At 69.2% G+C, this 25,066-nt stretch carries 16 protein-coding genes, 2 tRNA genes and 1 pseudogene; 7 read left to right on the forward strand and 12 right to left on the reverse strand.

Features of this window, described 5'->3' with window-relative positions:
- Position 1 precedes the first annotated feature (1 nt).
- The 3 genes from B0F77_RS20955 to B0F77_RS20965 all read right to left on the reverse strand — a co-directional run bounded on the left by B0F77_RS20955 (position 2) and on the right by B0F77_RS20965 (position 8,440).
- Positions 2 to 3,157, reverse strand: a complete 3,156-nt coding sequence (locus tag B0F77_RS20955; protein WP_086664644.1) for a DUF4132 domain-containing protein — start codon at positions 3,155 to 3,157, stop codon at positions 2 to 4.
- A 32-nt stretch (positions 3,158 to 3,189) separates the two neighbouring features.
- A complete protein-coding gene (locus B0F77_RS20960) occupies positions 3,190 to 6,801 on the reverse strand; it encodes a DUF4132 domain-containing protein (protein WP_086664645.1) in 3,612 nt (1,203 codons plus the stop codon).
- Positions 6,802 to 6,892: 91 nt separating this feature from the next.
- On the reverse strand, positions 6,893 to 8,440 hold the full coding sequence (locus B0F77_RS20965; protein ID WP_086664646.1) for a glycoside hydrolase family 13 protein: 1,548 nt from the start codon (positions 8,438 to 8,440) through the stop codon (positions 6,893 to 6,895).
- 299 nt (positions 8,441 to 8,739) lie between these two features.
- On the opposite strand from B0F77_RS20965, the gene B0F77_RS20970 reads away from it, so the two are divergent.
- From B0F77_RS20970 to B0F77_RS20980, 4 genes are all read left to right on the forward strand, one after another.
- Positions 8,740 to 8,812 (forward strand) — tRNA-Gln (locus B0F77_RS20970).
- Between the two features lie 2 nt (positions 8,813 to 8,814).
- A tRNA-His gene (locus B0F77_RS48005) sits at positions 8,815 to 8,891 on the forward strand.
- A 131-nt stretch (positions 8,892 to 9,022) separates the two neighbouring features.
- Entirely contained in the window at positions 9,023 to 9,766 is a 744-nt protein-coding gene (locus tag B0F77_RS20975; protein WP_086664667.1) for a DUF1684 domain-containing protein, read from the forward strand.
- Between the two features lie 98 nt (positions 9,767 to 9,864).
- On the forward strand, positions 9,865 to 10,209 hold the full coding sequence (locus B0F77_RS20980) for a peptidase inhibitor family I36 protein (protein ID WP_086664647.1): 345 nt from the start codon (positions 9,865 to 9,867) through the stop codon (positions 10,207 to 10,209).
- On the opposite strand, the gene B0F77_RS48010 is transcribed toward B0F77_RS20980, so the two are convergent.
- From B0F77_RS48010 to B0F77_RS21015, 7 genes are all read right to left on the reverse strand, one after another.
- Positions 10,206 to 11,105 (reverse strand): hypothetical protein, encoded by a 900-nt coding sequence (locus tag B0F77_RS48010; protein ID WP_086664648.1) that lies wholly within the window; start codon positions 11,103 to 11,105, stop codon positions 10,206 to 10,208. The genes B0F77_RS20980 and B0F77_RS48010 overlap by 4 nt on opposite strands.
- A gap of 165 nt (positions 11,106 to 11,270) precedes the next feature.
- On the reverse strand, positions 11,271 to 12,248 hold the full coding sequence (locus B0F77_RS20990; RefSeq protein ID WP_086664649.1) for a LacI family DNA-binding transcriptional regulator: 978 nt from the start codon (positions 12,246 to 12,248) through the stop codon (positions 11,271 to 11,273).
- Complete coding sequence (locus B0F77_RS20995) at positions 12,245 to 13,594, reverse strand: GH1 family beta-glucosidase (RefSeq protein ID WP_086664668.1); 1,350 nt, start codon at positions 13,592 to 13,594, stop codon at positions 12,245 to 12,247. The genes B0F77_RS20990 and B0F77_RS20995 overlap by 4 nt, the downstream gene beginning before the upstream one ends.
- 11 nt (positions 13,595 to 13,605) lie before the next feature.
- Positions 13,606 to 14,418: a carbohydrate ABC transporter permease gene (locus B0F77_RS21000; protein WP_086664650.1), complete on the reverse strand. Its 813-nt coding sequence runs from the start codon at positions 14,416 to 14,418 to the stop codon at positions 13,606 to 13,608.
- The gene (locus B0F77_RS21005) at positions 14,415 to 15,362 is read right to left on the reverse strand and encodes a carbohydrate ABC transporter permease (RefSeq protein ID WP_245848486.1); all 948 of its coding nucleotides are present in this window, start codon (positions 15,360 to 15,362) and stop codon (positions 14,415 to 14,417) included. The genes B0F77_RS21000 and B0F77_RS21005 overlap by 4 nt, the downstream gene beginning before the upstream one ends.
- A 5-nt stretch (positions 15,363 to 15,367) precedes the next feature.
- Positions 15,368 to 16,633 carry an ABC transporter substrate-binding protein gene (locus B0F77_RS21010; RefSeq protein ID WP_086664652.1) on the reverse strand — a complete coding sequence of 422 codons (1,266 nt, stop codon included), beginning with the start codon at positions 16,631 to 16,633 and terminating at the stop codon, positions 15,368 to 15,370.
- A 171-nt stretch (positions 16,634 to 16,804) separates the two neighbouring features.
- The gene (locus B0F77_RS21015) at positions 16,805 to 17,824 is read right to left on the reverse strand and encodes a LacI family DNA-binding transcriptional regulator (protein ID WP_086664669.1); all 1,020 of its coding nucleotides are present in this window, start codon (positions 17,822 to 17,824) and stop codon (positions 16,805 to 16,807) included.
- Between the two features lie 340 nt (positions 17,825 to 18,164).
- Between B0F77_RS21015 and B0F77_RS21020 the strand changes: the two genes are divergently transcribed.
- Positions 18,165 to 20,882, forward strand: a complete 2,718-nt coding sequence (locus B0F77_RS21020) for an AfsR/SARP family transcriptional regulator (RefSeq protein WP_086664653.1) — start codon at positions 18,165 to 18,167, stop codon at positions 20,880 to 20,882.
- Here B0F77_RS21020 and B0F77_RS21025 read toward each other — a convergent pair.
- Positions 20,868 to 21,341 (reverse strand): hypothetical protein, encoded by a 474-nt coding sequence (locus B0F77_RS21025; RefSeq protein ID WP_086664654.1) that lies wholly within the window; start codon positions 21,339 to 21,341, stop codon positions 20,868 to 20,870. The genes B0F77_RS21020 and B0F77_RS21025 overlap by 15 nt on opposite strands.
- A gap of 50 nt (positions 21,342 to 21,391) precedes the next feature.
- Positions 21,392 to 22,834, reverse strand: a complete 1,443-nt coding sequence (locus B0F77_RS21030) for a sigma-70 family RNA polymerase sigma factor (protein WP_143466839.1) — start codon at positions 22,832 to 22,834, stop codon at positions 21,392 to 21,394.
- 228 nt (positions 22,835 to 23,062) lie between these two features.
- Here B0F77_RS21030 and B0F77_RS21035 point away from each other — a divergent pair.
- Together B0F77_RS21035 and B0F77_RS21040 are read left to right on the forward strand one after the other, a co-directional pair.
- Positions 23,063 to 24,709 (forward strand): annotated as a pseudogene (locus B0F77_RS21035) (glycoside hydrolase family 15 protein); the annotation flags it as partial.
- Between the two features lie 60 nt (positions 24,710 to 24,769).
- Positions 24,770 to 25,066 (forward strand): YiaA/YiaB family inner membrane protein, encoded by a 297-nt coding sequence (locus B0F77_RS21040; protein ID WP_086664657.1) that lies wholly within the window; start codon positions 24,770 to 24,772, stop codon positions 25,064 to 25,066.

A 25,066-nucleotide genomic window follows, 5' to 3' on the forward strand; every position in this document is an offset into this window, starting at 1 on the left:
GTCACGGGTGGAGAGATTCCAGTTCGGACAGCAGCTCCGACGTGGTGATCGGGTCGACGGTGGACCGGCCGTTGGCGGAGTAGCTGAGGTCGGTGAACCTGAGCTCGGGGAAGGCGTCGATGGCGCCCGCCGCGATACCGGGGTCGAGCGAGGCGACGAGTGCGCTGCCGCCGGGGAGCGGGCGGGTGATCCACCACTCGATGCCGGCGTCCTGGGGTTCGCCGCGGACCCAGCCCCTCTTGGTCAGGCCGAGGATCCTGCCGACCGGGTGGTCGACGCCGCAGTACTTCTTCAGGTGGGTGAGGAGATCCGCGCCCTGCGGAAGGACGTGCAGCGGCCGGCCCAGTTGCGGGAAGGGCTGCAGGATCTCGTAGTCGGCGAACACCTCACCCCACGCCTCCAGCACCGCCTGGAGGTCCACCGGGTGCGCCACCCGGACGGTGGCGTCGCCGGGGAGTGTGAACTCGTCGTCGCTCGGATCGGCGAGCGTGCGGTCTTCGGCGACGCGGAAGGACGAGCCTTCGTCGGTGATCCACACCAGCCGGCGCACGATGTGCCAGAGCAACGGGTGACCCGCCAGGACGGTGTGGAACTCCTCGGCCGTCCAGGTGCGCTGGTCGACCATCGCGCGTTCGAGGCGGTGGATCTGGTCGGCGGCGACCGTGCGGACGTCCTTCTTCAACGCCATGAACCGCTTGTGCTCCAGCGGTGCGCGCTCGTCGTCGTCCTTCGCACTGGGCATCGGGAGGTCCTTGCGGCGCTTGCCGTCCGGGTCGACGACGAACGGCTTCAGTTGCTCGTCGAAGCCGACGGTGAACCTGCGCGGGCCGTAGTCGATCATCAGCGATGCTTCGTCGTCCAGGCCGAGGCGCGGGACCAGCCGGTCCGCGAGCTGGTCGCGGGACAGGTTCAGCTCCGCGGCGATCTGCGAGACCTTTTCCTGGGCACGGGTCTTGAGCCCCTTGAACTTCACCTTCTCGGCGATGCTGTTCAGGTGGAACAGCGCCACCTCGGTGCCGATGCCGGCCAGCACGTCCAGGCCCGTCACGGCCCTGGCGTGCTGGCTCTCGCCCGGCCAGGCGCGGATCAACGGCGACAGCGCGCGGACCGTCGAGTCGTCGCCGAACCAGCCGAGCGCGGTGAGCGCCCAGCTCTCCTTCGCCGGCGCGCCGGCGTCCTGCCAGCGCTGGAAGACCGCCCACGCGAACTCCGCCAGCGACGCGCGGTCGAGCGCGTCGCGGACGATCGGCAGTCCGGCGTAGAGGTCGCCGGGCTTGGACAGCGCCGCGGTCATCAGCAGGTGGCGAGCGGCTTCCGGGGACAGCGCGTGCTTGCGGCCGTTCAGCAACACCTGAGGGAGCAGCCGGGTGTCGGCCCAGTCGCCGATCATCGGCAGCTTGGCGGGCAGCACGTCGACCGGGTCGACGGACAGCAGCGCCTGCGCGCCGGCCGCTGCCTCCGGTGTGGGTGCGAGGGCCACCACGTCAACACCCAGTCCGTGCAGGTGCCGGATCGCGGCCTCGGCGTTGCGACGATCGGGGCCGGGCTTGCCCAGTGCGGCGGGGAGGAGAAAGCGGGCGGCTGTGTCGCGGTGCCGGTCCAGCCAGCCCAGCGCGATCTTGCGCACCTGCTTGAGCCGCACCAGCCAGTCCGCCATCAGCGTGGCGACCTCGGGTGTGGCGAAGGGAAGCAGGATCACGGCGAAGCTCGAATTCCCCTCCACCAGCCGCAACAACGGCGGCAGCGCGTCGAGGCCGAAGCGCGCGGCCAGCAGCTTGCCGGTGGCTTCGGCCCTCCAGCCCAGCCGCGGATCCCAGTCGGCGAGCAGAGGCCGCACCTCGTCCTCGGGTGCCAGCGCGAACAGCTCGGGCAAGCGATGCCCGGCCCGGCCCTTCTTGAACTCCTCCAGCAGCTGCTGCCACGTCTCGCGAGTGCTCCAGTGGCCCGGCCTCAGCCACTCCTCCCGCTCACCGGGCTCCCACACGAGCGACGGCGCGGGCACAGGCACGCCGTCGATCACCACCGGCTTCTCCGGCGGCCGCCGGTCGAGCCACGGAGGGTTTGCCAGCAACGGTGGCAGCGCGTTCTCGGGAGCCTCCGGCAGCACCGTGGTCTCGATCGCGGTGAACCCGGCGGGCGCTTCGAGGTCTGGCCGGCTCTTCAGGTGCACGGTCAGCAGCTGTCGCACCTCGGCGTTGCGGGAAGCGCGTTCGCCGAGCAGCCGTGCGGCCCGCGCCGGGAACGCGGCCATCGCGGACAGCAGCGCGGGACGCACGTACTTGGTGTCGATCCGGTCGAGGAGAATCGTGAACGCCTCGTCCGTCGGCAGAGCCGCGAGGACCTTCAGGACCTGCTTGCGCACGTCCGCGCGCTGATACTTGCCGTCCAGCTCCAAGGCCAGCAACGGCGCGACCGCCGGCCCCAGCACGTACACGGCGGTGTGCAGGACATACGTTCCTCCGACAACGCCCGCATCGGCACGTACGAACTCGTCGTAAGTGCTGGCGCTGCAGGGAAGCATCCACCACCGCATCGCGTAGTCCGGCTGTGCGCACGCCTCGTCGAACCAGTCGGTACGCGAAGGCACCAGGTACGCCCGCGTCATCCGGGCGTCGGTCCGCGCGTCCAGGACTGCCTCCGCCGCCTCGCGCTCGGCGTCGTCGGCGACGGCCAGGGCGTATCGCAGTGCCATGAGCATCTGGCCCTGCGTGCTCGCGGAGGTGATGTGCACGGCGGTGCCGTGCCGGTGCAGGCGCGGATCGCACCACCCGCCCGTCCTGGAGTCCCACATCGCGGAGGCGCTGATGCCCATGGACTCGACCAACGCTTCCGTTGCGAACGCCAGGCCGTGGTCGGCGATCCACTGGTGCACCGACGCCAGGTCGCACCTGGTCATGACGGCGATCGCCGCCACACCAACGGGATTCGCCTGACCGGCGAGGTGTTCCCGCACGGCATGCACCAGGTCGGGATCGGAGTCCGGCTCGGCCAGCAGCCGGTCGAGCGTGGCGACCTGCTGGACCGCGCGTTGCCGCGCCTGGCCGGCCAGCTCCGGGTCGACCGAGAAGACCGGCGCCGGATCGAAACCGCGCTGCCGCACCACGTCCCGCAGCCACGTCCTGGGCATGACCCACGTGTCCTCGTCGGCCACCAGCACCGCCGTACCTCCTGAGTCTTTCGGTCGCGGGTTCACGAGTGCAGCGATTCCAGTTCCGAGAGGAGCTCGGAGGCGGTGACGGCGTCCACGTCGAAGTGGGCAGGGCCGCCTCCCCGAGGCGCGCTCCAGTCGCCTTCGCCACTCGGCGAGTACCAGATGTCGGCGAACGAGAGTTCGGGGGACAGGTCGACCATGCCCACCGTGATCCCGGGATCCAGGGAGGCGACCAGGGCGCCGCCGCCGGGGAGAGGACGGGTGATCCACGCTTCGCACCCGTTGTCCTGGGGTTCGCCGCGCACCCAGCCCCGCTTCGTGAGACCGAGGACCTTGCCCACCGCCACGGTGTGACCGACGTACTTCCGCAGCTGCGCGACGTTGTCCTCGCCGGGGGTGAAGGCGAACGTCGGACGGCTGAGCTGCGGGAAGGGTTGCAGGATCTCGTAGTCCGCGAACAGCTCGCCCCACAGCGGCAGCGTCGCGGCCAGGTCCACCGGGTGGGCCACCCGGATGGTGGCGTCCGCGGGCAACGTCACCTCGTCGTCCTCGGGGCCGGCCAGCGTGCGGTCCTCGGCGAGGCGGAAGGTCAGGCCCGCGTCGGTGATCCAGACGAGGCGGCGGACCAGGTGCCAGAGCAGGGGATGGGCCACCAGCACCGTGGTGAACTCCTCGGTGGTCCAGGTGCGTTGGTCGACCATCGAGCGTTCCAGCCGGTGGATCTGGTCTGCGGCGACCGTGCGGACGTCCTTCTTCACCGTGGCGAAGCGTTTGTGTTCCGCCGGGGCCAGCGTCTGGTCGTCCTTCGCGCCCGGTTTCGGGAGGTCCTTGCGGTGCTTGCCGTCGGCGTCGAGGACGTAGGGCTTGAGCTGTTCGTCGAAGCCGACGGTGAACTGGCGGGGCCCGTAGTCGATCACCAAGGCGGCGGCGTCGTCCAGGCCGAGACGGGGGACGAGGCGATCGGACAGCTGGTCGCGGCTCAGGCCCAGGGCCGCGGCGATGTCGGACACCTTCTCCTGCGCGCGGGCCTTGAGCCCCTTGAACTTCACCCGTTCCGCGATGCTGTTCAGGTGGGTCAGGGCCACCTCGGTGCCGATCTGCGCGAGCACGTCCAGCCCGGCGACGGCTCTGGCGTGCTGGCTCTCGCCCGGCCACGCGCGGATCAGCGGGGCGAGCCGGCGCACCGTGTCGTCGTCGCCGAACCAGCCGAGGGCGGTGAGGACCCAGGAGTCCTTGGCCGGCGCGTCGACGTCCTGCCAGCGACCGAAGACCGCCCAGGCGAACTCCGCCAGCGACGCGCGGTCGCACGCCTCGACGGCCAGCGCAAGACCGGGATAGACGGCGTCCTGTTTGGACAGTGCGGCCGTCATCAGGAGGTTCTTGGCGGCGTCCACCGGCAACGCGGTGGCGCGGTCCGCGAGCAGCACCTGGGGAAGCAGGCGCGAGTCGGCCCAGGCGCCGATCACCGGCAGCTTCGCGGGCAGGACGTCGAGCGGGTCGATCTCGATCAGCGCGCGGATCGCCGCGCCCGCCTCGGCGCTGTGCGACGCGGCGATCGCGACGACGTCGACGCCGGTCTCCAGGTGGAGGTGACGAAGCGCCGCCTCGGCGTTGTGACGCCTGGGGCCCGCCGGTCCCAGCGCGGGCGGCAGGAGCAGGCGAGCGGCGGTCTCGCCGTGGCGGGCCAGCCAGGAGACGGCGAACGCGCGGGCCGTTTTGAGGCGCACCAACCAGTCCGCCATCAGCGCGGCCACCTCGGGCGTGGCGAACGGGAGCAGCACCACACCGGACACGTGCGGGTTGCTCGCGGCCAGCCGCAGCATCGCGGGCAGGGCGTCCATCCCGAACCGCGCCGTGATCCGCCTGCCCCAGCTCTCGCTGCCCCAGGTGTCGCTGGGCACCCAGTCGGCGAGCAGCGGCCGCGCGAGCGCCTCCGGGCCGGCCTCGAACAGCCGGTGGTCGTGGTAGCGGCCGTCCCGGGCCTTGATCGCGGCTGCCAGCGCCTTCCAGTTCTGGACCTGCCCGGACCACCAGCCCCTGAGCTCCCGCCACTCCTCCCGTTCGCCGGGCAGCCACGCGAGCTGGGCGGGCGGCACCGGAACGTCCTTCAGCACCACGGGTTTCGGCTGCGGGCGGCGGTGCTCCCAGGGCGGCCGGGCGAGCACCCCCGGCAGGGCCTCGGCCGGCGCGTCCGGCAGCGGGCCGGGCAACTGGAGGTTCGGTGGCAGCTGGAGATGCGGGTGCGTCATCAGGTGCACGCGCAGCAGATGGCGGACGTCCGGGTCGCTGTCCACGCGCGGCGCCATCAGCCGGACGGCTCGCGCCGGGAACGCCTCCATCGCGGACAGCAGCGCGGGACGCACGTACCGTTCCCGCACCCTGTTCAGCAGCATCAGGAACGCCTCGTCGGTCGGCAGCGCCGCGAGCACCTCGAGCGCCAGCTTCCGGCACTCGGACGACCACTCGACCTTCGCGCGCAGCTCCGCGTCGAGCACCGGTGCGAGGTCGGGCCCCAGGACGTACAGCGCGGTGTAAATGCCGCGTGGCGACCAGATCAGGTGCCCGTGGCCCAGACGGCTGAGCTGCTCCACCGTGCTGGCGGCGCTGTGCACCATCCAGTACGAGCCCGACTGGACGAGGTTCGCCTCCTCGAACCAGTCGCGCCGCGTCGGGGCGAGAAAGGCCCGCGCGACCTGCCCGAACGTCGTGGTGCCGACCTTGTCGAGCTCGGCCAGCGCCGCCTCGTAGGTGGCGTCGTCGGCGACCGCCAGCGCCGTGCGAACGTCGATCAGGGTGATGGCCTCGTAGGCCTGGTCGCCGAGATGGTGCGGCAGGGACACCTTCAGGTGGTGGCCGTACCAGTCCCCGGTCTGCCAGTCCTTCCAGTTCTGGATCACCGTCATCGCGTAGTGCACGGCCGCCGCCGCGGCGAACGGCAGACCGAACTCCTCGATGAACCAGTGCGCGGGCGAGGTGGAACTGATCGGCACGCTCGCGAGCACCGCGGCACCCAGCGGGTCGGGCCGACCGGCGAGGTGGTCCCGCAGCGCGCGCACCAGGTCCTGGTCCGAGTCCGGATGGGACAGCACTTCGGCGACCCGGTCGGCGTACTTGGCGATCTCGTCGCGCAGAGTCTGCGCTTTGGCGGGGTCGACCTCGAACTTCGGCCACGGTCTCACGTCTCTTCGGCGCAACGCCTGCCGGAGCCAGTCGGCGGGCATGATCCAGGTTTCCTCGTCGGGAGGAGGTTCGGTGGGATCAGCCTTGGTGGGAAGGAGTGCGGGCGCGGCAGGGGGTGCGGTGGGAGCTGGTGGGATGGCGGTGGTCTGCGGCGTGGCCTGAGCTGGCGGTGTGGTGGCGGCGGAAACCTCCGACGCGTCGGTAGTTGAGAGCGTTGCGGAAGCCGACGCCGCGGCGGGGATGGCCGATGGCGTCGCAGCGTCGTCGGTGACGGTGCGGTAGCCCTTCTTCTCCTTCTCCGCCACCAGTTTCGCGACGTGTGCGGTCGCGGCCTCGGCGGTGGCCAGCTCCTTCGTCCTGGTCTGGCCTGCCGTCCCCAGCCGTCCGAACCGGACGGTCACCGCGGAGCCGTCCCGCTCGACCTCCCAGAACTTCGCGGAACCGTCCGCGACGAGCTCCCACCTGCGCACTGCCGTACCCCCTGAGCCGGGCCCGAAGCTGACAGGAACGGACCGTACTCAGGGGGTCTGACAGTTTTGGTCGATCAGGGGAAATCGCTGGTCAGAGTTCCCACCAGAGCGCGGTGTCCGGCGGCAGGAGGAGTTGGCCGTCGCGCACGCCGTAGTACGACGAGGCCAGCAGGACCTTGCCCGGATCCGGCAGTGAGACGACCTCGCCGGACAGGTTGACCGCGCAGGCGAAGTCGTCGCGTTGGAACCACAGCACGTCGGTGGGGCCGTCGATCCACGTGACGCCGTCGCCCGCGCCGAGGGCCGGGTGCTCGCGGCGAATGCGCAAAGCGGTGCGATAGAAGGACAACATCGAGTCCTGGTCGCCGGTCTGCGCCTCCACGCTGAGCTTCGCCCAGTCGGCCGGCTGCGGCAGCCACGACCCGCCGGAGCCGAAGCCCAGTGACGGGCCGGTGGAGGACCAGGGCAGTGGCACTCGGCAGCCGTCGCGGCCGCGTTCGGTGTGGCCTGACCGCTCCCACATCGGGTCCTGCAGCACCTCTTCCGGCAGGTCCAGCACCTCGGGCAGTCCTAGTTCCTCGCCCTGGTACAGGTACACCGATCCGGGCAGCGCCAGCATCAACGCCAAGGCAGCGCGCGCTCGCCGCGTACCGGTCTCGCCGCCGCCGTACCGCGTCACGTGCCGTTGCACGTCATGGTTCGACAGCACCCAAGTCGTCGGCGCGCCAACAGGTGCGACGGCCGCCAGCGACGAGTCGATCACCGATCGCAGCGCCTCGAACGTCCACTCCGCGGTCAGGTAGTGGAAGTTGAACGCCTGGTGCATCTCGTCGTCACGCAGGTACAACGCCGTCCGCTCGGCAGAGGGCGTCCACGCCTCGGCGACCAGCACGCGTTCACCGTCGTACGAGTCCACGATGGTGCGCCATTCGCGGTGGATCTCGTGCACGCCGTCTTGGTCGAAGAACGGCAACGGCTCGGTGCCCAGCAGCTTGAGCTGGTCGGTGTGCCCGATGTCGGGCAGGCCCGGCGCCTTGATCATCCCGTGCGCCACGTCCACCCGGAACCCGTCCACGCCCAGGTCCAGCCAGAACCGCAGCACGTCGCGGAACTCCGCCCGCACCTCCGGCAGGTCCCAGTTCAGGTCCGGCTGCTCCGGCGCGAACAGGTGCAGGTACCAGGAACCGTCCTCTACCCGCGTCCAGGCCGGCCCGCCGAACACCGACTCCCAGTCGTTCGGCGGCTGGTCGCCGACGCCCTCGCGGAAGACGTAGCGCTCACGGTTGCGCCCGGCCAGCGCTTCCTGGAACCACGCGTGCTGGTCCGAGCTGTGGTTCGGCACGATGTCGACGATCACGCGGATGCCCATCGCATGCGCGTCCGCGACCAACGCGCGCACGTCGTCGAGGTCGCCGAACTGCGGGTCCACCGCGCGGTAGTCCGCTACGTCGTAGCCGCCGTCGGCCATCGGCGAGGCGTAGAACGGCGTGATCCAGACCGCGTCGACGCCGAGGTCACGGAGGTGGGGCAGGCGCGAGCGGATGCCGGGCAGGTCACCGATGCCGTCGCCGTTCGAGTCGGCGAAACTGCGCACGTAGACCTGATAGATGACGGCGTGCCGCCACCAGTCCTGGGACATGTCCTTGCCTTCCGACGGGGTGTGTCAGCGCTCCAGGAAAGACGTTGCAAAAGTTTTCCGCAAGTCTGCTTGAGGATCAGTGGAGTGAACCTTCAAGATCTGCAAACTTTTGCAGTGCGGATAATGCGTTGCGGCGCTGCGGTGTCATCCGTCAGAGTGGATCTCGACGAACCGGAGGAAGGGAGCCAGCCGTGATGCAACACATGTGCCATCAGCACGTCTGGTGCTCCTCGGCATGAGCTGACTCATGACTCCGGGGAGCCGTCCCGTCGCACATCGCGACGAGGCGGCTTTTTTGATGCCCGTTGGTCCAATTGGCACGGACGCCGCGCTCTGGACGCGGAGATCGAGGTTCGAGTCCTCGACGGGCAGCTGTGACCGAAGCCGAAGCAGTCGAGGCGCCAGGTTGTGGTCCTGGTCGAAGCCGGTGCGAGTCCGGTCGGTCACCCCAACGCGCGGGATCCGGCGATCACCCAGGCCTCATAAGCCTGGGGTGCCTGGTTCGACACCAGGACGCGCGACTACCGCTTCCCATCCTTTGGAACGGGGAAGTCCCGCCACCGCAGGCCCGTTGGCATGGACATGAGCGGCTTCGCGGAGGACTGGCAGACCTGGAAGACGGACCGGGAGAAGAGCCTGGCCGACCCCTATGGGTGGCTCGCGCTCGTCTCGCTCGATTGGCTGGAAGCGTCCCCACGCGCCTATGACGGCCTACCGGGCGTCTGGTGGCAAGACGACGACGCGGCGTATTGGCGCAACGACGGAGAACCGCAGCGGTTCGAACTCGTGCAGAGCGGTCCAGGCGCACGCATCGAGGTCGGCGACCTCGAGGTCGAAGTCGCGCGGCGCGGCGGGTACCTGATCCGTGTGCACGACCCGAAGGCTCTGGTGCTCCAGAACTTCCGTGGTGTGCCCTCGTACGAACCACAGGAGCAGTGGGTGTTGGAGGGCGTCTACGAACCGTTCGACGCTCCAATCCCCACGACGGTCGGTGCGGTCGTGGAGGGTCTCAGCCACGTGTACGAGGCACCGGGCCGTGTGCGGTTCACGCACGATGGCGCCGAGTACACACTGACGGCGTTCAACGGCCGTGACGGCGGGTTGAACATCCTCTTCACCGACGCCACGAGCGGTGTCACCACCTATGCCGCCAACCGGTCGCTCGCGGCCACCCCGCGCGACGGCAAGGTCGTGCTCGACTTCAACCGTGCGACGAACCTGCCGTGCGCGTTCACCGACTTCGCCACCTGCCCGTTGCCGCCGGCGGGCAACCACCTGCCGTTCGGTGTCGAGGCAGGGGAGAAGACGCCCTACGAACGAGGCTAGTTCGGTGCTGGGCAACCAGGTTTTCGGTACCGCAAATCCTTGACGTGGCAACGCGATGGCGGGAAGGGTGCAGGACAAGGGGAAACTGGGGAGGAATCATGAAGAAGTTCGCCGTTGTCCTGTGCGCGTTAGCCGGTCTCGCCATCACGCCAGCAGCCCAGGCCGCCGTGCCGGACTGCACGTTCACCGACGCGTTCTGCGCGTGGGACCAGACCAACTACGAGGGCAACAGGTTCAACGTCGTGCCACTTGGCTCGTCGGCGTGCGTTGACCTCGTCGAACACGGCTGGGGAAACAGGATTCGCTCGGCCTACAACAACAGCACCAAGACCGCGTCGCTGTTCGCGAGCGACGACTGCACTGGCCAGCCTTACCCGATCGGCGGCAAGACCGGCCAGCCCGACATCACTTTCCAGGCGGGCAGCGTCTTCATCCAGCGTTAGCCCTCACACCCGACGCCATCTCCGTCGTTGTCCAGCTTGTAGACGTCGGGACCAATCACGGTGATCGGGCCTCGCACGTACTGAGGCCCGTCACCGCTTCCACCCGCACAGTCCACATCGGACGCGATCGGGACGCACGGTTGGTAGCTCGCGTGGCAACTCGGCTGCGGAGCCGGCTGCGGCTGCGGAGCCGGCTGGGGCTGAGGGTTGGGCTGCGGAGCCGGCTGGGGCTGGGGTTGCGGCTTCGGCTGCGCGACCGCCGCGGGAGTGGTGGTGGTCGTCGTAGTCGTTGTCGTGGTGGTGGAAGTGGTGGTCGACGTCGTCGTGCTGGCAGGCGTCGTGGTCGTGGTCGTAGTGGTGGGCGCTGCCGTCGTCGACAGTCCCGACGCCTTGTTCACGGAGGTCGGACCACCGATCGCCGCTCCGATAAGAGCCATCACGACGAAGAACGCGAACAGGCCACCGACCCCGACCGCTACCGGTGTCGCCCACGACTTGGGCTTCGACGCGACCGGCACCACCGCGCCACGGGGAATCTCGCGCGGCATCCGCAGCACGATCTGCAGCAGGCCGTTCTTGCCCCGCTGGATCAACGCCACCGACCCGGTCGAACCGCCACCGGCCTCCACGTGCATCAGCACCGGCGCATACCGTTGCGACATCAGGAAAGTCAGCTCACCGACCCGCTGCCCGTCGAGCCGCACCTCGACGCCGCGCTGACCGCGGTACCTGCCGGCGGCGATCATGCACCACGTGAGGTGCACGGCGACCTGCCGCGTCACACCGTCCGGCACGGCATACCGGGCCAGCACGTCCTGGTGGTGCTCCTCGCCGGTGACGGTCACCGTCACCTCGCCGGGCACCATCACCAGACCGGCAGCCGAGTTCTCGATCACTGTCGCACTCCCTCAGGGTGGGGTTCGTACGGCAGGACCATCGAGAGACCACCCCAGGCGTTACCGAGAGTGCCGCGAGGTTGGGTCGAACGGGTGAAAACAGCCCGCTGGTGTCACGGAGCGTCGATGATCACCGATGTAACTCTTTTCGCGGCATCCGGCTGATCAGGCGCTTGTCCGCACCACCAGCGAGGTGGGCAGCAGCACCGACGGCGGCAGGCCCTCCTCGCCCTCGATCTCGGCGAGGAGGCGCCACGTCAGCATGCGCCCGAACCGTTCCACGTCCTGCCGCACCGTCGTCAACGGCGGCACCGCGGGCACGGAGTCGTCGAACCCCACCACGGCCACGTCCTCCGGCACCCGGCGGCCGTGCGCGTTCAGCACCTGCAACGCCCCGAGCGCCATGATGTCCGCGGCCACGAACACCGCGTCCAGTTCGGGTTCGCGGGTCAGCAACGCCGTCATCGCGGACGCGCCGCCCTGGGGCGTGAAGTCGCCGTACGCCACCAGGTCCGTCCGCCGGCCGGACATCGCCCGCCGCCACCCGGACAGCCGGTCGAGGCCCACCGCCATGTCCGTCGGGCCGGCGATGGTCCCGATTCGCTCGCAGCCCAGCGAGATGAGGTGCTGGGTCGCGTCGATCGCGCCGGTGAAGTTGTCCGAGTCGACGTACGGCACCGGGCCGCCGGCGAGCGGGCGCCCGCCGGCCACGACCGGCAGGCCGTTGTCGTGCAACAACGACAGCAGCGGGTCGTGGCCGTGCAGGCTGATCACCAACGCCCCGTCCACGTGCCCGCCGGTCAGGTAGGAGCCCACGTCGCCTGGCTGGCTCATCATCAGCACCAGCTGTGTGCGATGCCCGGTCAGTTCGGCGTGCACCCCGCGCATCACGCCGGCGAAGAACGGGTCCGCCAGCACCCGGCCGCTCGGTTCCGATACCACCAAAGCGATCGCGTTCGCCCGATGTCCCGCCAACGACCGTGCGGCCTGGTTCGGCGTGTAGTCGAGCTGGATCACCGCCCGGCGTACCGCGTCCCGGGCCCGAGTGCTCACGTGCGGCGCACCGTTGAGCACTCGGGACACGGTGGACTTCGACACCCCGGCCAACCGGGCGACCTCGTCGATACCGGGGCGTCGGGTCATGACGCGACTGCGTTGCTGCGCGCCACAGCGGAGTACCAGCGCGCACTCCTCTTCGGCGTGCGCACCTGCGTGTCGTAGTCGACGTGCACGATGCCGAACCGCTTCGCGTAGCCCTCTGCCCACTCGAAGTTGTCCATCAACGACCAGCAGAAGTACCCGCGCAGGTCCACGCCGGCGGCGATGGCGGCGTGTGCGGCCCGCAGGTGGGACTCCAGGTAACCGGTGCGGTCGACGTCCTCGACCCCGTCACCGTCGTGCAGGTCCGGGAACGCCGCACCGTTCTCGGTGATGTACAGCGGGACCTTCGGGTAGTCGTTGTGCACGCGCAGCAACACCGAGGTGAGGCCGTCGGGGCGCACCTCCCAGCCCATGTCGGTGACCGGCGCGTCCCGCTTGGGGAACGACAGCTGCTCGACGCCCACCCACGGCGACGGGCCCTCGTCACCGGGTTCGGCGCTGACGTAGTGCTCGGTGTAGTAGTTCACGCCGAGCATGTCGAGCGGCGCCGAGATGATCTTGAGGTCGCCGTCCTGGATCACCGACGAGAACCCGAACGGCTCCAGGTCCTGCACGATGTCGGCCGGGTAGTACCCGCACAGCAACGGGTCCAGGAAGATCCGCTGCTGCAGCCCGTCGAGCCGGCGTGCCACGTCCCGGTCGGCCGCGGAGTCCGGATCGGCCGGGATGATCGGGTACATGTTGAGCGTGATGCCCAGCTGCTTGTCGCGGCTGCGGATCACCTCTCCGGCGAGCCCGTGGGCCAGCAGCAGGTGGTGCACCGCGGCGACCGCGGCGTCGGGCTCTGCCCGTCCTGGCGCGTGGATTCCCGCGGCGTAGCCGAGGAAGGCCGCGCACCAGGGCTCGTTCAGCGTCGTCCACGACTCGATCCGGTCGCCCAGCGCGTCGACGATGGTCTCGGCGTACTCGGCGAACCGGTAGGCGGTGTCCCGGTTCGCCCAGCCGCCGGTCTCCTCCAGCTTCTGCGGCAGGTCCCAGTGGTAGAGCGTGGGCCACGGCTTGATGTCGTGTTCCAGCAACGTGTCCACGAGCCGCTTGTAGAAGTCCAGCCCGGCCTGGTTGACCGCCCCGGCGTCCGGCCGCACCCGCGGCCAGGCGATCGAGAACCGGTACGCGCCCAGGCCGAGTTCGGCCATCATCGCGACGTCCTGGTCCACCCGCCGGTAGTGGTCGGCACCCGGTTCACCGGTGTGGCCGCCGACAACGTTGCCGGGAACGCGGCAGAACGCGTCCCAGATCGAGTCGGTGCGGCCGTCGACATCGGTCGCACCCTCCACCTGGAACGCGGCCGTGGCAGCGCCCCACAAAAAACCTTCCGGGAAAGCGATGTTCTCCACCTTCACCCCTTCACAGCACCCTGCATGACACCCGCGACGATCTGCCGCCCGAGCACGATGAACACGATCAAGACCGGGACGGTCGCCAACGTTGTCCCGGCGAGCACGAGCGAGTAGTCGACGTAGTAACCGCTCTGCAGCTTCTCCAGCGCGACCTGCATCGTCGGGTTGTCGGCGTTCAGCACGACCAACGGCCACAGGAAGTCGTTCCAGGACTGCATGAACGTGAACACGCCGAGCATGGCGGCGGCCGGTCGCGCGGCCGGCAGCGCGACGTGCCAGAACGTCCGCCACAGGCTGCAGCCGTCCATCCGCGCCGCCTCGACGAGCTCGTCCGGGATGGCGTCGACCAGGTACTGCCGCATCCAGAACACCCCGAACGCGGTGACGAGGTTCGGCACGATCACCGCTTCCAGCTCACCCGCCCAGCCGAACTCCGCCATCGCCATGTACAGCGGGATGATCCCGAGCTGCGTCGGCACGGCGAGCGTCGCGACGACGAACAGGAACATCAGCCCGCGGCCGCGGAACCGCAGCTTGGCGAACGCGAACCCGGCGAGCGAGGACAGCAGCACCACCGACAGCGTCACGGTCCCGGACACGATGAAGCTGTTGCCCAGCGCCTTCCAGAACGGGATCGTGTCGAACACCCGCGCGGCGTTGGAGAAGAAGTTACCGCCGGGGATCAGCGTGAAGTCCCCGTTGAGCACCGAGTTGTCCCGGCTCGCCACCAGGAACGACCAGTAGAACGGGAACGCCGAGCCCAGCACGAACGCGGCCAGCACGCCGTAGACCACAAAGGACGGACGCTTCATCGCACGGCCCTCCTGGTGAGAAGGAAGTTGAGCCCCGCGACCGCGATCACGATCAGGAACAGCGTCCACGCGATCGCGGACGCGTAGCCGAGGTCCAGTTGCTGGAACCCGGACTGGTACAGATAGAGCACGACCGTCTGGTACTGGTGCTCCGCACCGCCACCGCTACCACCGGCCGGGTCGTACAGCTTCGGTTCGGTGAAGATCTGCAGTCCGCCGATCGTCGACGTGACGATCACGAAGATCAGCGTGGGCTTCAGCATCGGCAACGTGATGCTGAAGAACCTGCGCAACGGACCGGCGCCGTCGACCGTGGCCGCCTCGTGCACCTCGCGCGGGATCGCCAGCATCGCGGCCAGCACGATCAACGCGTTGTAGCCCGTCCACCGCCAGTTGACCATCGACGCGATCGCGACGTGGCTGCCGAACGTGTTGGCCTGCCAGTCGATCGGCGGGATGCCCACGGCCGACAGGAAGCCGTTGACCAGGCCGTACTGCGGTCCGAACAGGTTGCCGAAGATGATCGCCAACGCGACCAGCGACGCGACGTAGGGCAGCAGCACGCCCATCCGCCACGTCGTCCGCGCACGGAGGTTCGCGCTCAGCAACGCGGCGAGCACGACCGCGACGATCACCTGCGGCACGCTCGACAGCAGGAAGATGCTGAAGGTGTTGAAGAGCGCGTTCCAGAACTGGCCGTCGCTGAACAACGTCGTGTAGTTCTCGAGCCCGACGAACGGCGTCTCGTCAGCGCCGAGCTCCCAGTCGAACAGCGACACGTAAGCCGTGTAGAGCAACGGGAAGAGTCCGATCGCGCCGAACAACACGAAGAACGGCGCGACGAACAGGTACGGCGAGAACTTGGCGTCCAAAGCGGACAGACGATGGCGCGGTGGCCGCGAGCGGGGCTCCTGCGCCCGCTCGCGGTCCACCTTGGTGAGCACGGCGGTCACTTAGCGACCTTCTGGGCCTCCGCGACCGCGGTCTTCCAACCTTCCTCAGCGCTCTTGCCACCCTCGACCGACTGCAGCGCCGGGCTGAACACGTTGTCCTGGATCTGGCCGTCGGTCGGACCCTTGTACTGGGCCGCCGTGACCTTCTGCGCCTGCGCGGCGAAGAGCGCGCCCGCCTTGATGTCACCGAAGTAGGCGTTGGTCTTCTCCAGCAGCGCGGGGGACTTCAGCGCCTCGACCTGGCTCGGGAACGTGCCCTTGGCCTGGAACGCCTTGACCTGCTGGTCGGGCGCGGTCAGCCAGGCGGCGAGCTCGGCGGCCTTCTTCGCGTTCTTGCCCTGCTTCGGCACGGTCAGGTACGAACCGCCCCAGTTGCCGCCACCGTTCGGGAACGCCTCGGTGACCGCCCACTTGCCCTTGTTCTCCGGCCCGGCCTGACCCTCGACCACGCCGAGCATCCACGACGGGCACGTCTTCGTGGCGAACGCGCCGGCCTTGAAGCCCGAGTTCCACTCGTTGCTCCACGCCACGAGCTTCGCGGACTGGCCCTTCGCGACCGCCTTCGTCACGGTGTCCCAGTCGGCCTTGATCGCGGGGTTGGTGTCGACGACGAGCTTGTCGGACTTGTCGAAGTAGCCGACCTCGTGCTGGTTGTGCATCGCGTTGAAGACCTGTGCGGCGCTGTCGAACCACGCGACCCCGCCGGACTTCGCGATGAACTGGTCACCGGCGGCGAAGTAGCTGTCCCAGGACGCGAAGAGCGACTTCACGGCCTCGGGGTCCGACGGAAGGCCCGCCTTCTCGAAGAGGTCCTTGCGGTAGCACATGGCCAGCGGGCCGATGTCGGTGCCGTAGCCGATCAGCTTGCCGTCCTTGGTGGTGACCGCGTCGGTCTTCCACTTCAGCCAGCGGTTGTCCTCGATCTTCGGCCCGATCTCCTTGAGATCGTTGAACTGCCCGGACTTCGCCATCACCTGGGCGAGGAAGCCCTCCTCGACCGCCTCGATGTCGGCGAGCCCGGAGCCGGCGCCCAGCTTGGTGAACAGGTTCTGGTGGTGCGGTGCGCCCTGTCCGGTCTTGCGCTGAGTGATCTTGACGTCCGGATGCGCCGCTTCGTACTCCTTGAACAGGTCCTCGTAGCCGAACTCGTTGAAGGTTGCGATGGTCAGCTCGGTCTTGCCGCCCTCGGTCGCCCCACCGGACGAACAAGCTGTTGCGGCGGTTAAAAGCAGGAGCACGCTGACCCAACTGCGGTGTCGCACGGGAGAACTCCCTCGGTCTCTGCGGCGGTTTCTGGGAGCGCTCCCAGAAGTTTTCGAGAGTGTTAACCGCACGACATGGGGCTGTCAATGGGTTCAGTACCTGGATTCTGGGAACGCTCCCAGTTTGTTACGCAAGGGGGTGACGCGGCCTAAGAGAGTCGAGCAGGTGTCCTAAGCGCTTGTGCGCTTGATGAGCGAAGTGGGCAGCAGCAACGACGGGGGCAGTCCCGCCTCGCCGGCCAGCTCCGCCAGCAGTCGCCACGTCATGGTGCGGCCCAGCTCCTCGACGTCCTGGCGGATCGTCGTCAGCGGCGGCGTCGCGGTCGTCGCGAACACCGAGTCGTCGAACCCGATCACCGCGACGTCCTCCGGCACGCGCTTGCCCTGCGCGTGCAGCACCTGCAGGGCGCCGAGCGCCATGATGTCCGCCGCGACGAACACCGCGTCGAGATCGGGAGACTTCTGCAGCAGCCGCTCCATGGCCCGCGCGCCGCCCTCCGGCGTGAAGTCGCCGTGCGTCACGAGGTCGGAGGCGAGCCTGGCCTCGGTCAGACCGCGTTTGAAGCCGCTGAGCCGGTCCGCGCCGACGGCCATGTCCTTCGGGCCCGCGACGGTGCCGATCCGCTTGCGACCCAGCGAGACCAGGTGCCGGGTGGCTTCCAGGGCGCCGGTGAAGTTGTCCGAGTCCACGAACGGCACGGAGGTGGTCCCGAGCGGCCGTCCGCCGGACACCACCGGCAGGCCGAGCTCGGCCAGCATCGGCACCAGCGGGTCGTCACCGTGCAGGCTCACCAGCAGCGCGCCGTCGACGTGTCCGCTGCTCAGGTACGTGACCAGGTCGCTGGTGTCCGACGGCTGGCTCATCATCAGCAACAGCTGCATGTGCCGCCCGGCGAGCTCGGCGTGGATCCCGCGCAGCACGCCCGCGAAGAACGGGTCGGACAGCACTCGGCCGGTCGGCTCCGAGACCACCAGGGCGATCGCGTTCGCCCGATTGCCGGCCAGCGCTCGCGCGGCCTGGTTGGGTGCGTATCCCAGCTCGGCGATCGCGGCGTGCACGGCCTCGCGGGCCTTCGCGCTGACGTACTGCTCGTCGTTGATCACGCGCGAAACGGTCGACTTGGATACCCCTGCGACGCGCGCGACCTCTTCGATCCGCGGCCCTGGGCGCCGTTTCGCCGTCTCGGTCATGACGGTCATCGTAGGGCTTTGGTTGAACATCGGACCTCAGTCGAGTTCAGTCACCCCGCGTGTCGTCGCCCACCGAAGGGGTGAAGGAGGTCTTGATCAGGTCTTTCCGCAGCCCGAGGAAGGAGTTTCGCGTTCTGGTGACGGCGGCGGTGAGGTCCGATGTTTCTAGGTGGCTTGACCTGCCCAGCTCGGCCGCGGCCTGATCGTCCACACCGGCCACCAGCTTCTGTCCATCCCGGAGATCCCCCTTCGCAGCGGCGTGAGGAGAGTTTCGAAGATCGTCCGCACAAATTCCGCACAGCCACCCGGAGTTCTGGCACCATGCCCCCGAGGAGGGTGAGTGCGGTATCGGCTTCTTGGGCCGCTGCAGATCTGGCGTGGGGGCGTTGAACTGCGGCTGGGTGGGCCCCGGCAACGTGCGTTGCTGGCAGCGTTGGCCTTGCACGCCAACGAGACGGTCAGTTTTGAACACTTGAGTGAAGCGGTGTGGGAATCTCCACCCGCGGCACCGGAATCGAACATTCGGACGTACGTCGCGGCGTTGCGCAAGCTCGTGCTGGACGACCTCGTGACCATGCCTGGCGGCTACCGGTTGAAGGTGCCCGGCGACGAGGTCGACGTCACCGTCTTCCAACAGCTGTGCGCGGCCGGTGACGAGGCGTTGAAACAGGGCGATCACCGTGCCGCGGCGGGAAAGTACGAAGAGGCGCTGGCGTTGTGGCGGGGCCCGGCGCTGGACGGGCTCGCGATCGGGCCACGGCTGGAAGCCGAGCTGACGCTGTTGCAGGAACGCAGGCTCACCGTCGCGGAGCAGCACGCCAGGCTCGCGATCGAGCTGGGGCAGGGCGAGCGGCTGATCGGCGAGCTGCGCCGGCTGACCAAGCAGTTCCCGCTCAGGGAACAGCTGTGGCTGCAGCTCATGCACGCGCTGCACCGGGCGAACCGGTCCGCCGAGGCGTTGCAGGCGTTCGAGGACGTGCGGGTGCTGCTGGCCGAGGAACTGGGCACCGATCCGGGCTCCGAACTGCGGGAGCTGCACGCCCGGCTGCTGCGGGGCGACGAACCCCGGCCCGCCCTGAACACGCTGCCGCGCGACGTCGCGGACTTCACCGGCCGCGAGGCCGAGATGGAACGGCTGACCAGGGCCGTCACCGGACGGTCGGCGGTGGTGATCTCCGCGATCGACGGCATGCCGGGCGTCGGCAAGACGACGCTGGCCGTGCACTTGGCGCACCGGCTGGAGTATCCGGACGGTCAGCTGTTCATCGACCTGCACGCACACACGGCCGGACGTGCGCCCGTCGAACCAACGGACGCGCTGGACGTGCTGCTGCGCGCGCTCGGCCTCGACGAGATCCCGGTCAGCCAGGACGAACGGGCGGCGGTGTGGCGGGCGGAGCTGTCCCGGCGGCGGCTGCTGGTCGTGCTGGACAACGCGGCGAGCGCGGACCAGGTGCGGCCGTTGCTGCCGGGTGTGCCGGGATCGCTGGTGCTGGTCACGTCACGGGCGCGGCTGGTCGAGCTGGAGGGCACGTCGACGCTCACGCTGGACGTGCTGTCCGAGGCGGAGGCGCTGCAGTTGTTCGCCACGATCGTCGGTGACGAACGCGGCGCCGACGAGGCGGCCCGCGAGGTCGTCGAACTGTGCGGCCGGCTGCCGTTGGCCGTGCGCCTGGCCGCCGGCCGGTTGCGCAGCCGGCCGACCTGGACGACCGCCCATCTCGCGACGCGGTTGCGCGAGGGACGATTATCCGAACTGGACGCTGTCTTCGCGTTGTCGTTCGGCCAGCTCCCGGCCGGGCACCAGCGGCTGTTCGGGCTGCTGGGCCTGCACCACGGCACGGACTTCGACGTCGACCAGGCCGCGGCGCTGGGCGATCTCGACCCGCTGGAGTGCGACGGGATGCTCGAAGACCTCGTCGACGTGCACCTGCTAGAGGCGGCCACGCTCGGCCGGTACCGGATGCACGACCTGCTGCGGCAGTACGCGCAGTCCCAGGTGGAGTCGTCGCGCGAGCCGCTGACCCGGCTGCTCGACCACTTTCTGGACACCACGAACCAGGCGATGCGGCTGATGTCGCCCGCGGCCCGCAAATACGAGGTCGACATCACCTACCGGCCGGCGTCGCGGCTCGTGCTGCGCGACTACGACCACGCCGTGGAGTGGATGGAGACCGAACGGCAGACGCTCGTCGCCGCCGCCGCGCTGTCACTCGACGGTGACTGGCGCACACACACGTGGCAACTCGCGCGCGCGATGACGTACTTCTGCATGGTGCGCGGGCACACGCGTGACTGGGCCACGATCAACGAACTGGCGCTGGAAGCGGCGAAGGACGATCCGGCCGCGTTCGCGATCACGACGAAGAACTACGCGATGGTGTTCTGGCAGACCGGCCGGTATCAGGACGCGATCTACTACAACGAGCGTGCGATCGAGATGCTCCGCGAGCAGGGCGACCTGCAGGGCGTGGCGGGCACGCTGAACAACCTGTCGCTGGTCTACCGGACCCTCGAACGTCACGCCGAGGCCGCTGAGCTGCTCGAACAGGCCATCACGGTGGCCCGTCAGCTCGGCGACCGGCACCTCGAGTCGCAGGCGATGAGCAACGTCAGCAACATCTACAGCGCACTCGGCCGCTACGACGAGGCGCTGGAGGCGTGCACGTCGGCGCTGACCCTGATGCGCGAGATGGGCAGCCGTCGCGACGAGGCGGACACCCAGAGCGCGCTGGGCATGATCCTGCACGCCATGGGCAGGCATGACGAGGCACTCGACGCGTTGACCTCGGCGCTGGCGGCCGTGCGCGCGATCGGCGACGTCACCACCGAAACCGTCGTGCTGAACTACCTGGGCGACGTGCTCACCGCGGCCGGGCGTCCCGCTGAAGCCGAGGCGCTGTTGCGTGAGGCGTTGGACCTCGCGGAACGGATCGACGACAAGCGTGAGGCCGCGAACGCGCACAAACACCTCGCCAAGGTGGTCACGGATCGTGTGGAGGCAGCGCGGCACGCGCGGGAGGCAGAGGAGAGGTTCGCGGCGCTAGGCACCGAGTGACCGCGGTCCGGGCCGTCCCCCGGTGAGGACCGCACCGCGCGGCAGTCCGTCCCGCAGCAACGGCAACAGTTTGGGGTGCTTGCTCATCAGCACCGCTGCGGTGCCGTTGCGCTGCTGGATCCGGCGGCAGAAATGCGGTGACAGCGGCACTCCCAGGTAGCTCTCGGCCCGCGGTCCGTACACGACGCTGTCGCCCTGCCCGCACCACGCGGCGGCGACCGCGGTGCCGTTCGCCCAGATGTATCCCTCGACGTACACCCCGCCACGGTGACGTGCGGCTTCGCTGAACGCGTCGCTGAACGTCACCTGCGGCTGGAGGCGGGTCTCGGCGCCGGCGGTCCACCACCGGCCGGCGTCGAGGACCAGCCCCTCGACGCTCGCGTGCGCCCACTGCGAGTCGTCGACGAGCGTGCGGAACGGCGCCTCCAGCTCGGTGAGCGCCGCCGTGAGCTCTTCCACCGGCTCATGGTGCGTCGTCGCGCCGGTTTTCGCTGTCCGACCTGGAATACCTACGAGATCGTGATCGCGATGCTCACCCGCAGCTGGCCCGCGACACCCGTGATGGCGCCGTCCCCTGCCTTCGGCCCGGCCTGCAGCCGCGCCCGGAAGGTGATCGTCTGGCCCGGCGCGAGCGTTTGCCCGCCCTCGCACGTGACGGTGTCCTTGCCCGCCGGGCAGCCGACGAACCCCGCGGAGGTCTTGCCGGGGCCGACCGTTTTGATCTTGTCGGGCATCGTCAGCGTCAACGTTGGCAGGGTCGTGGGGACCGAGCCGTTGTTGGTGATGGCGATGTTCAGCTCGTTGGGCGGGCCATCGGTCGTCATCGCGATCGCGGCGGGCGCCTCCGCGGCGAGACTGGGCGTCCCACCGGCCGCGGGGGCGAAGGACGTGCTCGTCGTCGGTCCCGTGGGCGTGACCACGTTCTCCTCGGTGGCCGGCGTGGCGGAACCGGCGGTGCTGCCCGGCACGACGATGGTGCCGGAGCTGGGGGTGGAGCCGGGCCGGCTCGTCTGCTGCACGGAACCGCTCGACGAGGTGACCGGCGGGGCGGCCTGGGGCGTTGAGGAACTGTCCGTGCTGACCACGCCGGACGCGGCGACGACCACGACCGCCGCGGCTGAGGCGGCCACACCGAGCCAGGAGGTCGCGGTGAGGGACACGGCCGCGCCCTTGGTCGCGGCGGCGGCCAGGTAACCGGCGGTGCCCGTGCCGAGCACGATCGGCGCGATCATGCCGCGCAGCGCGCCGTTGACGTCGGACAGTTCGCTGGCGAGCTTGCGGCATTCGGCGCATTCGTCCATGTGCGCGTCGAGCTGGACGGCTTCGCGTCCCTTGAGTCCGCCACGCGTCCAGGCACCGAGTTTGGTGACGGTGGCGCGGCACTTCTCGGCCGGCTCCTGGTTGACGTGCGCCTGCAGGAACGCCTTGCGCAGTCCTTCGCGGGCGCGGAACGCCATCGCGGACACGCCGTTCGCGGTCAGTCCCAGCAGCGGCGCGATCTCGCCGGGCGACTGGCCCTCGATCGCGGTGTGCCACAACACCGTCTGCCACCGTTCGGGCAGCGTGGCGAACGCCGTGGCGGCCATCGCCTGGTCGAGGTCCTCCACCGCCTTGTCGCGGAACGGCACGCTGGTCGCCCTGGTGGCACCGGGAACTTCCTCGATGTCCCCGGCCAGTTCGAGCCGCTTCTCCTTGCGCGTCCGGTCGTACGCCGCGTGCCGCACCGCCGTCAGCAGGTACGGCCGGAACGCCGCTCCCGGCCCGCCACCGGACCGCAGCGCGGCGAGGACTTTGGCGAACGCGTCCGACACCAGGTCGTCGGCGTCCGCGGAGGACGTCGAGAGCTGCATCGCCAGGATGTTGGCTGATCGCACATGGCGTTCGTACAGCTGGCCGTAGGCCTCGACCTTGCCGTCACGCACGGCGTCGATCAGGTCGGCGTCCGACGGCACCCGACCACGCTGCCCGATCAAAGAATGCCGCCTCACGTCAACCCCGGACTGATACGCGGACCCTATCGAGATGACTCAACGCGAACAATCCACGCATACGAACTTGATGTAATAAAAGAGCTTTAGGACGGCCCTAAGTCTTGACCAACACAGGTCCGAAGGCCCTGGTGCGAACTTACGTTCCCGCTCGTGACGGACTTCCTGACCCAGTTGCCGTTGGTGCGCACGGCCGTACCGATCGAACGGCACAGCCTGCTCTCCGACCGCCGTGCCCTGGCACTGGTCACGCCGGATGCCGACGTGACGTGGTTGTGCCACCCCGCGCCGGACTCACCGGCATTGTTCGCCAAACTGCTCGGCGGCGAAGGACATTTCTCGATCAGGCCCCAAAAGGAGCAACTGCCGATCGGCCAACGGTATGCATCCGGCACCATGACCGTGCAGACCCGTTGGACCAGCTTGCGAGTCACTGACGATCTCGCCGGCGGCTTGACGCGCGTCGTCGAAGGCAGGGCGCCCGCGATCGTGGAGTTCGCGCCACGACCCGATTTCGGCCAGGTTTCCGTGCGGCTCGAACGAACCGCCGACGGTCTACGCGTGGCGGGCACCCCGATCGAGTTGTGTTCCCCTGGCGTGGACTGGCAGATCGCCGGCGGTACGGCCACCGCTGTGATCAGCCCACCGCTCGTGCTCGAACTGCGCTGGGGCGCGCGACCGTCCACAGAGGACTGGATCTCCTGGTCGGACGCGCTGCGGTTGCCCGCGACCCGGCGCGACCTGGTCCGGAGATCCGCTCTCACGCTGCGCGCCCTGTGCCACCGCGACACCGGCGCCGTGCTCGCCGCCGCCACGACCTCGTTGCCCGAGCAGATCGGCGGCATCCGCAACTGGGACTACCGCTACTGCTGGCTGCGCGACGCCGCCCTCACCGTGCAGGCGTTGGTGTCACTGGGTTCCCTGTCCGAGGCGGAGGCCTTCCTCGGCTGGCTGCACCGCGTGCTGGCCACGGTCGGAGGCCCGGAACACCTGAACCCGCTCTACACGGTCCACGGCACCGCACTGGGCCCGGAACAGGTCATCTCCAGCCTCCCCGGCTACGCGGGCTCGGGCCCGGTCCGCGTCGGCAACCTCGCCGACCAGCAGGTGCAGCTCGACGTCTTCGGCCCGATCAGCGATCTCGTGCACGACCTGGCACTGGCCCGCGGCACCCTGGCCGACCGCGACTGGGACGTGGTCACCGCGATGGTCCAGGCCGTGACGCGCCGCTGGTCGTGGGCGGACCACGGCATCTGGGAGGAACGGCACGTGCCACGCCATCGCGTCTACTCCCGCGTGATGTGCTGGCAGACCCTCGACCGCGCCATCGCGCTCGCCCGCGCGTTCGGCCGGCCGCTCGACCCCGACTGGCCGGTGCTGCGCGACACCATCGCCCACGACGTGCTCGACCACGGCTGGAACCCGGACGTCGGCGCCTTCAGCACCGCGTACGACGGCACGGATCTGGACGCGGCCTCGCTGCACGTCGGCCTGTCCGGTCTGCTGGATCCGGCGGACGAACGGTTCCGTTCCACGGTCGTCGCGATCGAGGAGGTCCTGCGCAGCGGCCCGACCGTGTACCGCTATCTGCGCAACGACGGCCTGCCCGGTGACGAGGGCGGCTTCCATCTGTGCGCGACGTGGTTGATCGAGGCCTACCTCAAGGTCGGCCGCCGCGCCGACGCCGAGGAGTTGTTCGAGAGCTTCGTCGCGCTGTGCGGACCGACCGGGTTGCTGCCGGAGGAGTACGACCCGGTCGCGGAACAGTCGCTGGGCAACCATCCGCAGGCCTACTCCCACCTGGGACTCATCCGGTGCGCCCGGTTGCTCGACCTGTGACCAGAACCTGAGTAGCCGTACTCATGACAGCCCGACTCCTGACCCAGGACTCTCAGGATCATGACTTCCACCACGCCCTCGCACACGCCGACGACCGCTGCCTTCTACGTGCAGGCGGTCCTCTCGTTCGGGCTCTCGCTGACCGCCGTCGGCCTCGGAGTCGTGTTCCTGCCCGTCGACGGATGGGTGCGCGCGTTTCTGGGCATAGCGATGCTCTACTCGATCACCTCGGCGTTCACGCTGGCCAAGGTGATCAGGGACCGGCAGGACGACACGTCCATCAGCAGCCGGGTGGACAGAGCGAGGCTGGACAAGCTGCTGGCCGAGCACGACCCGTTCAAGCTGGACGCGGCCTGA

The sequence above is a fragment of the Lentzea kentuckyensis genome, from assembly GCF_002150765.1.
Classification (GTDB): Bacteria; Actinomycetota; Actinomycetes; order Mycobacteriales; family Pseudonocardiaceae; genus Lentzea; species Lentzea kentuckyensis.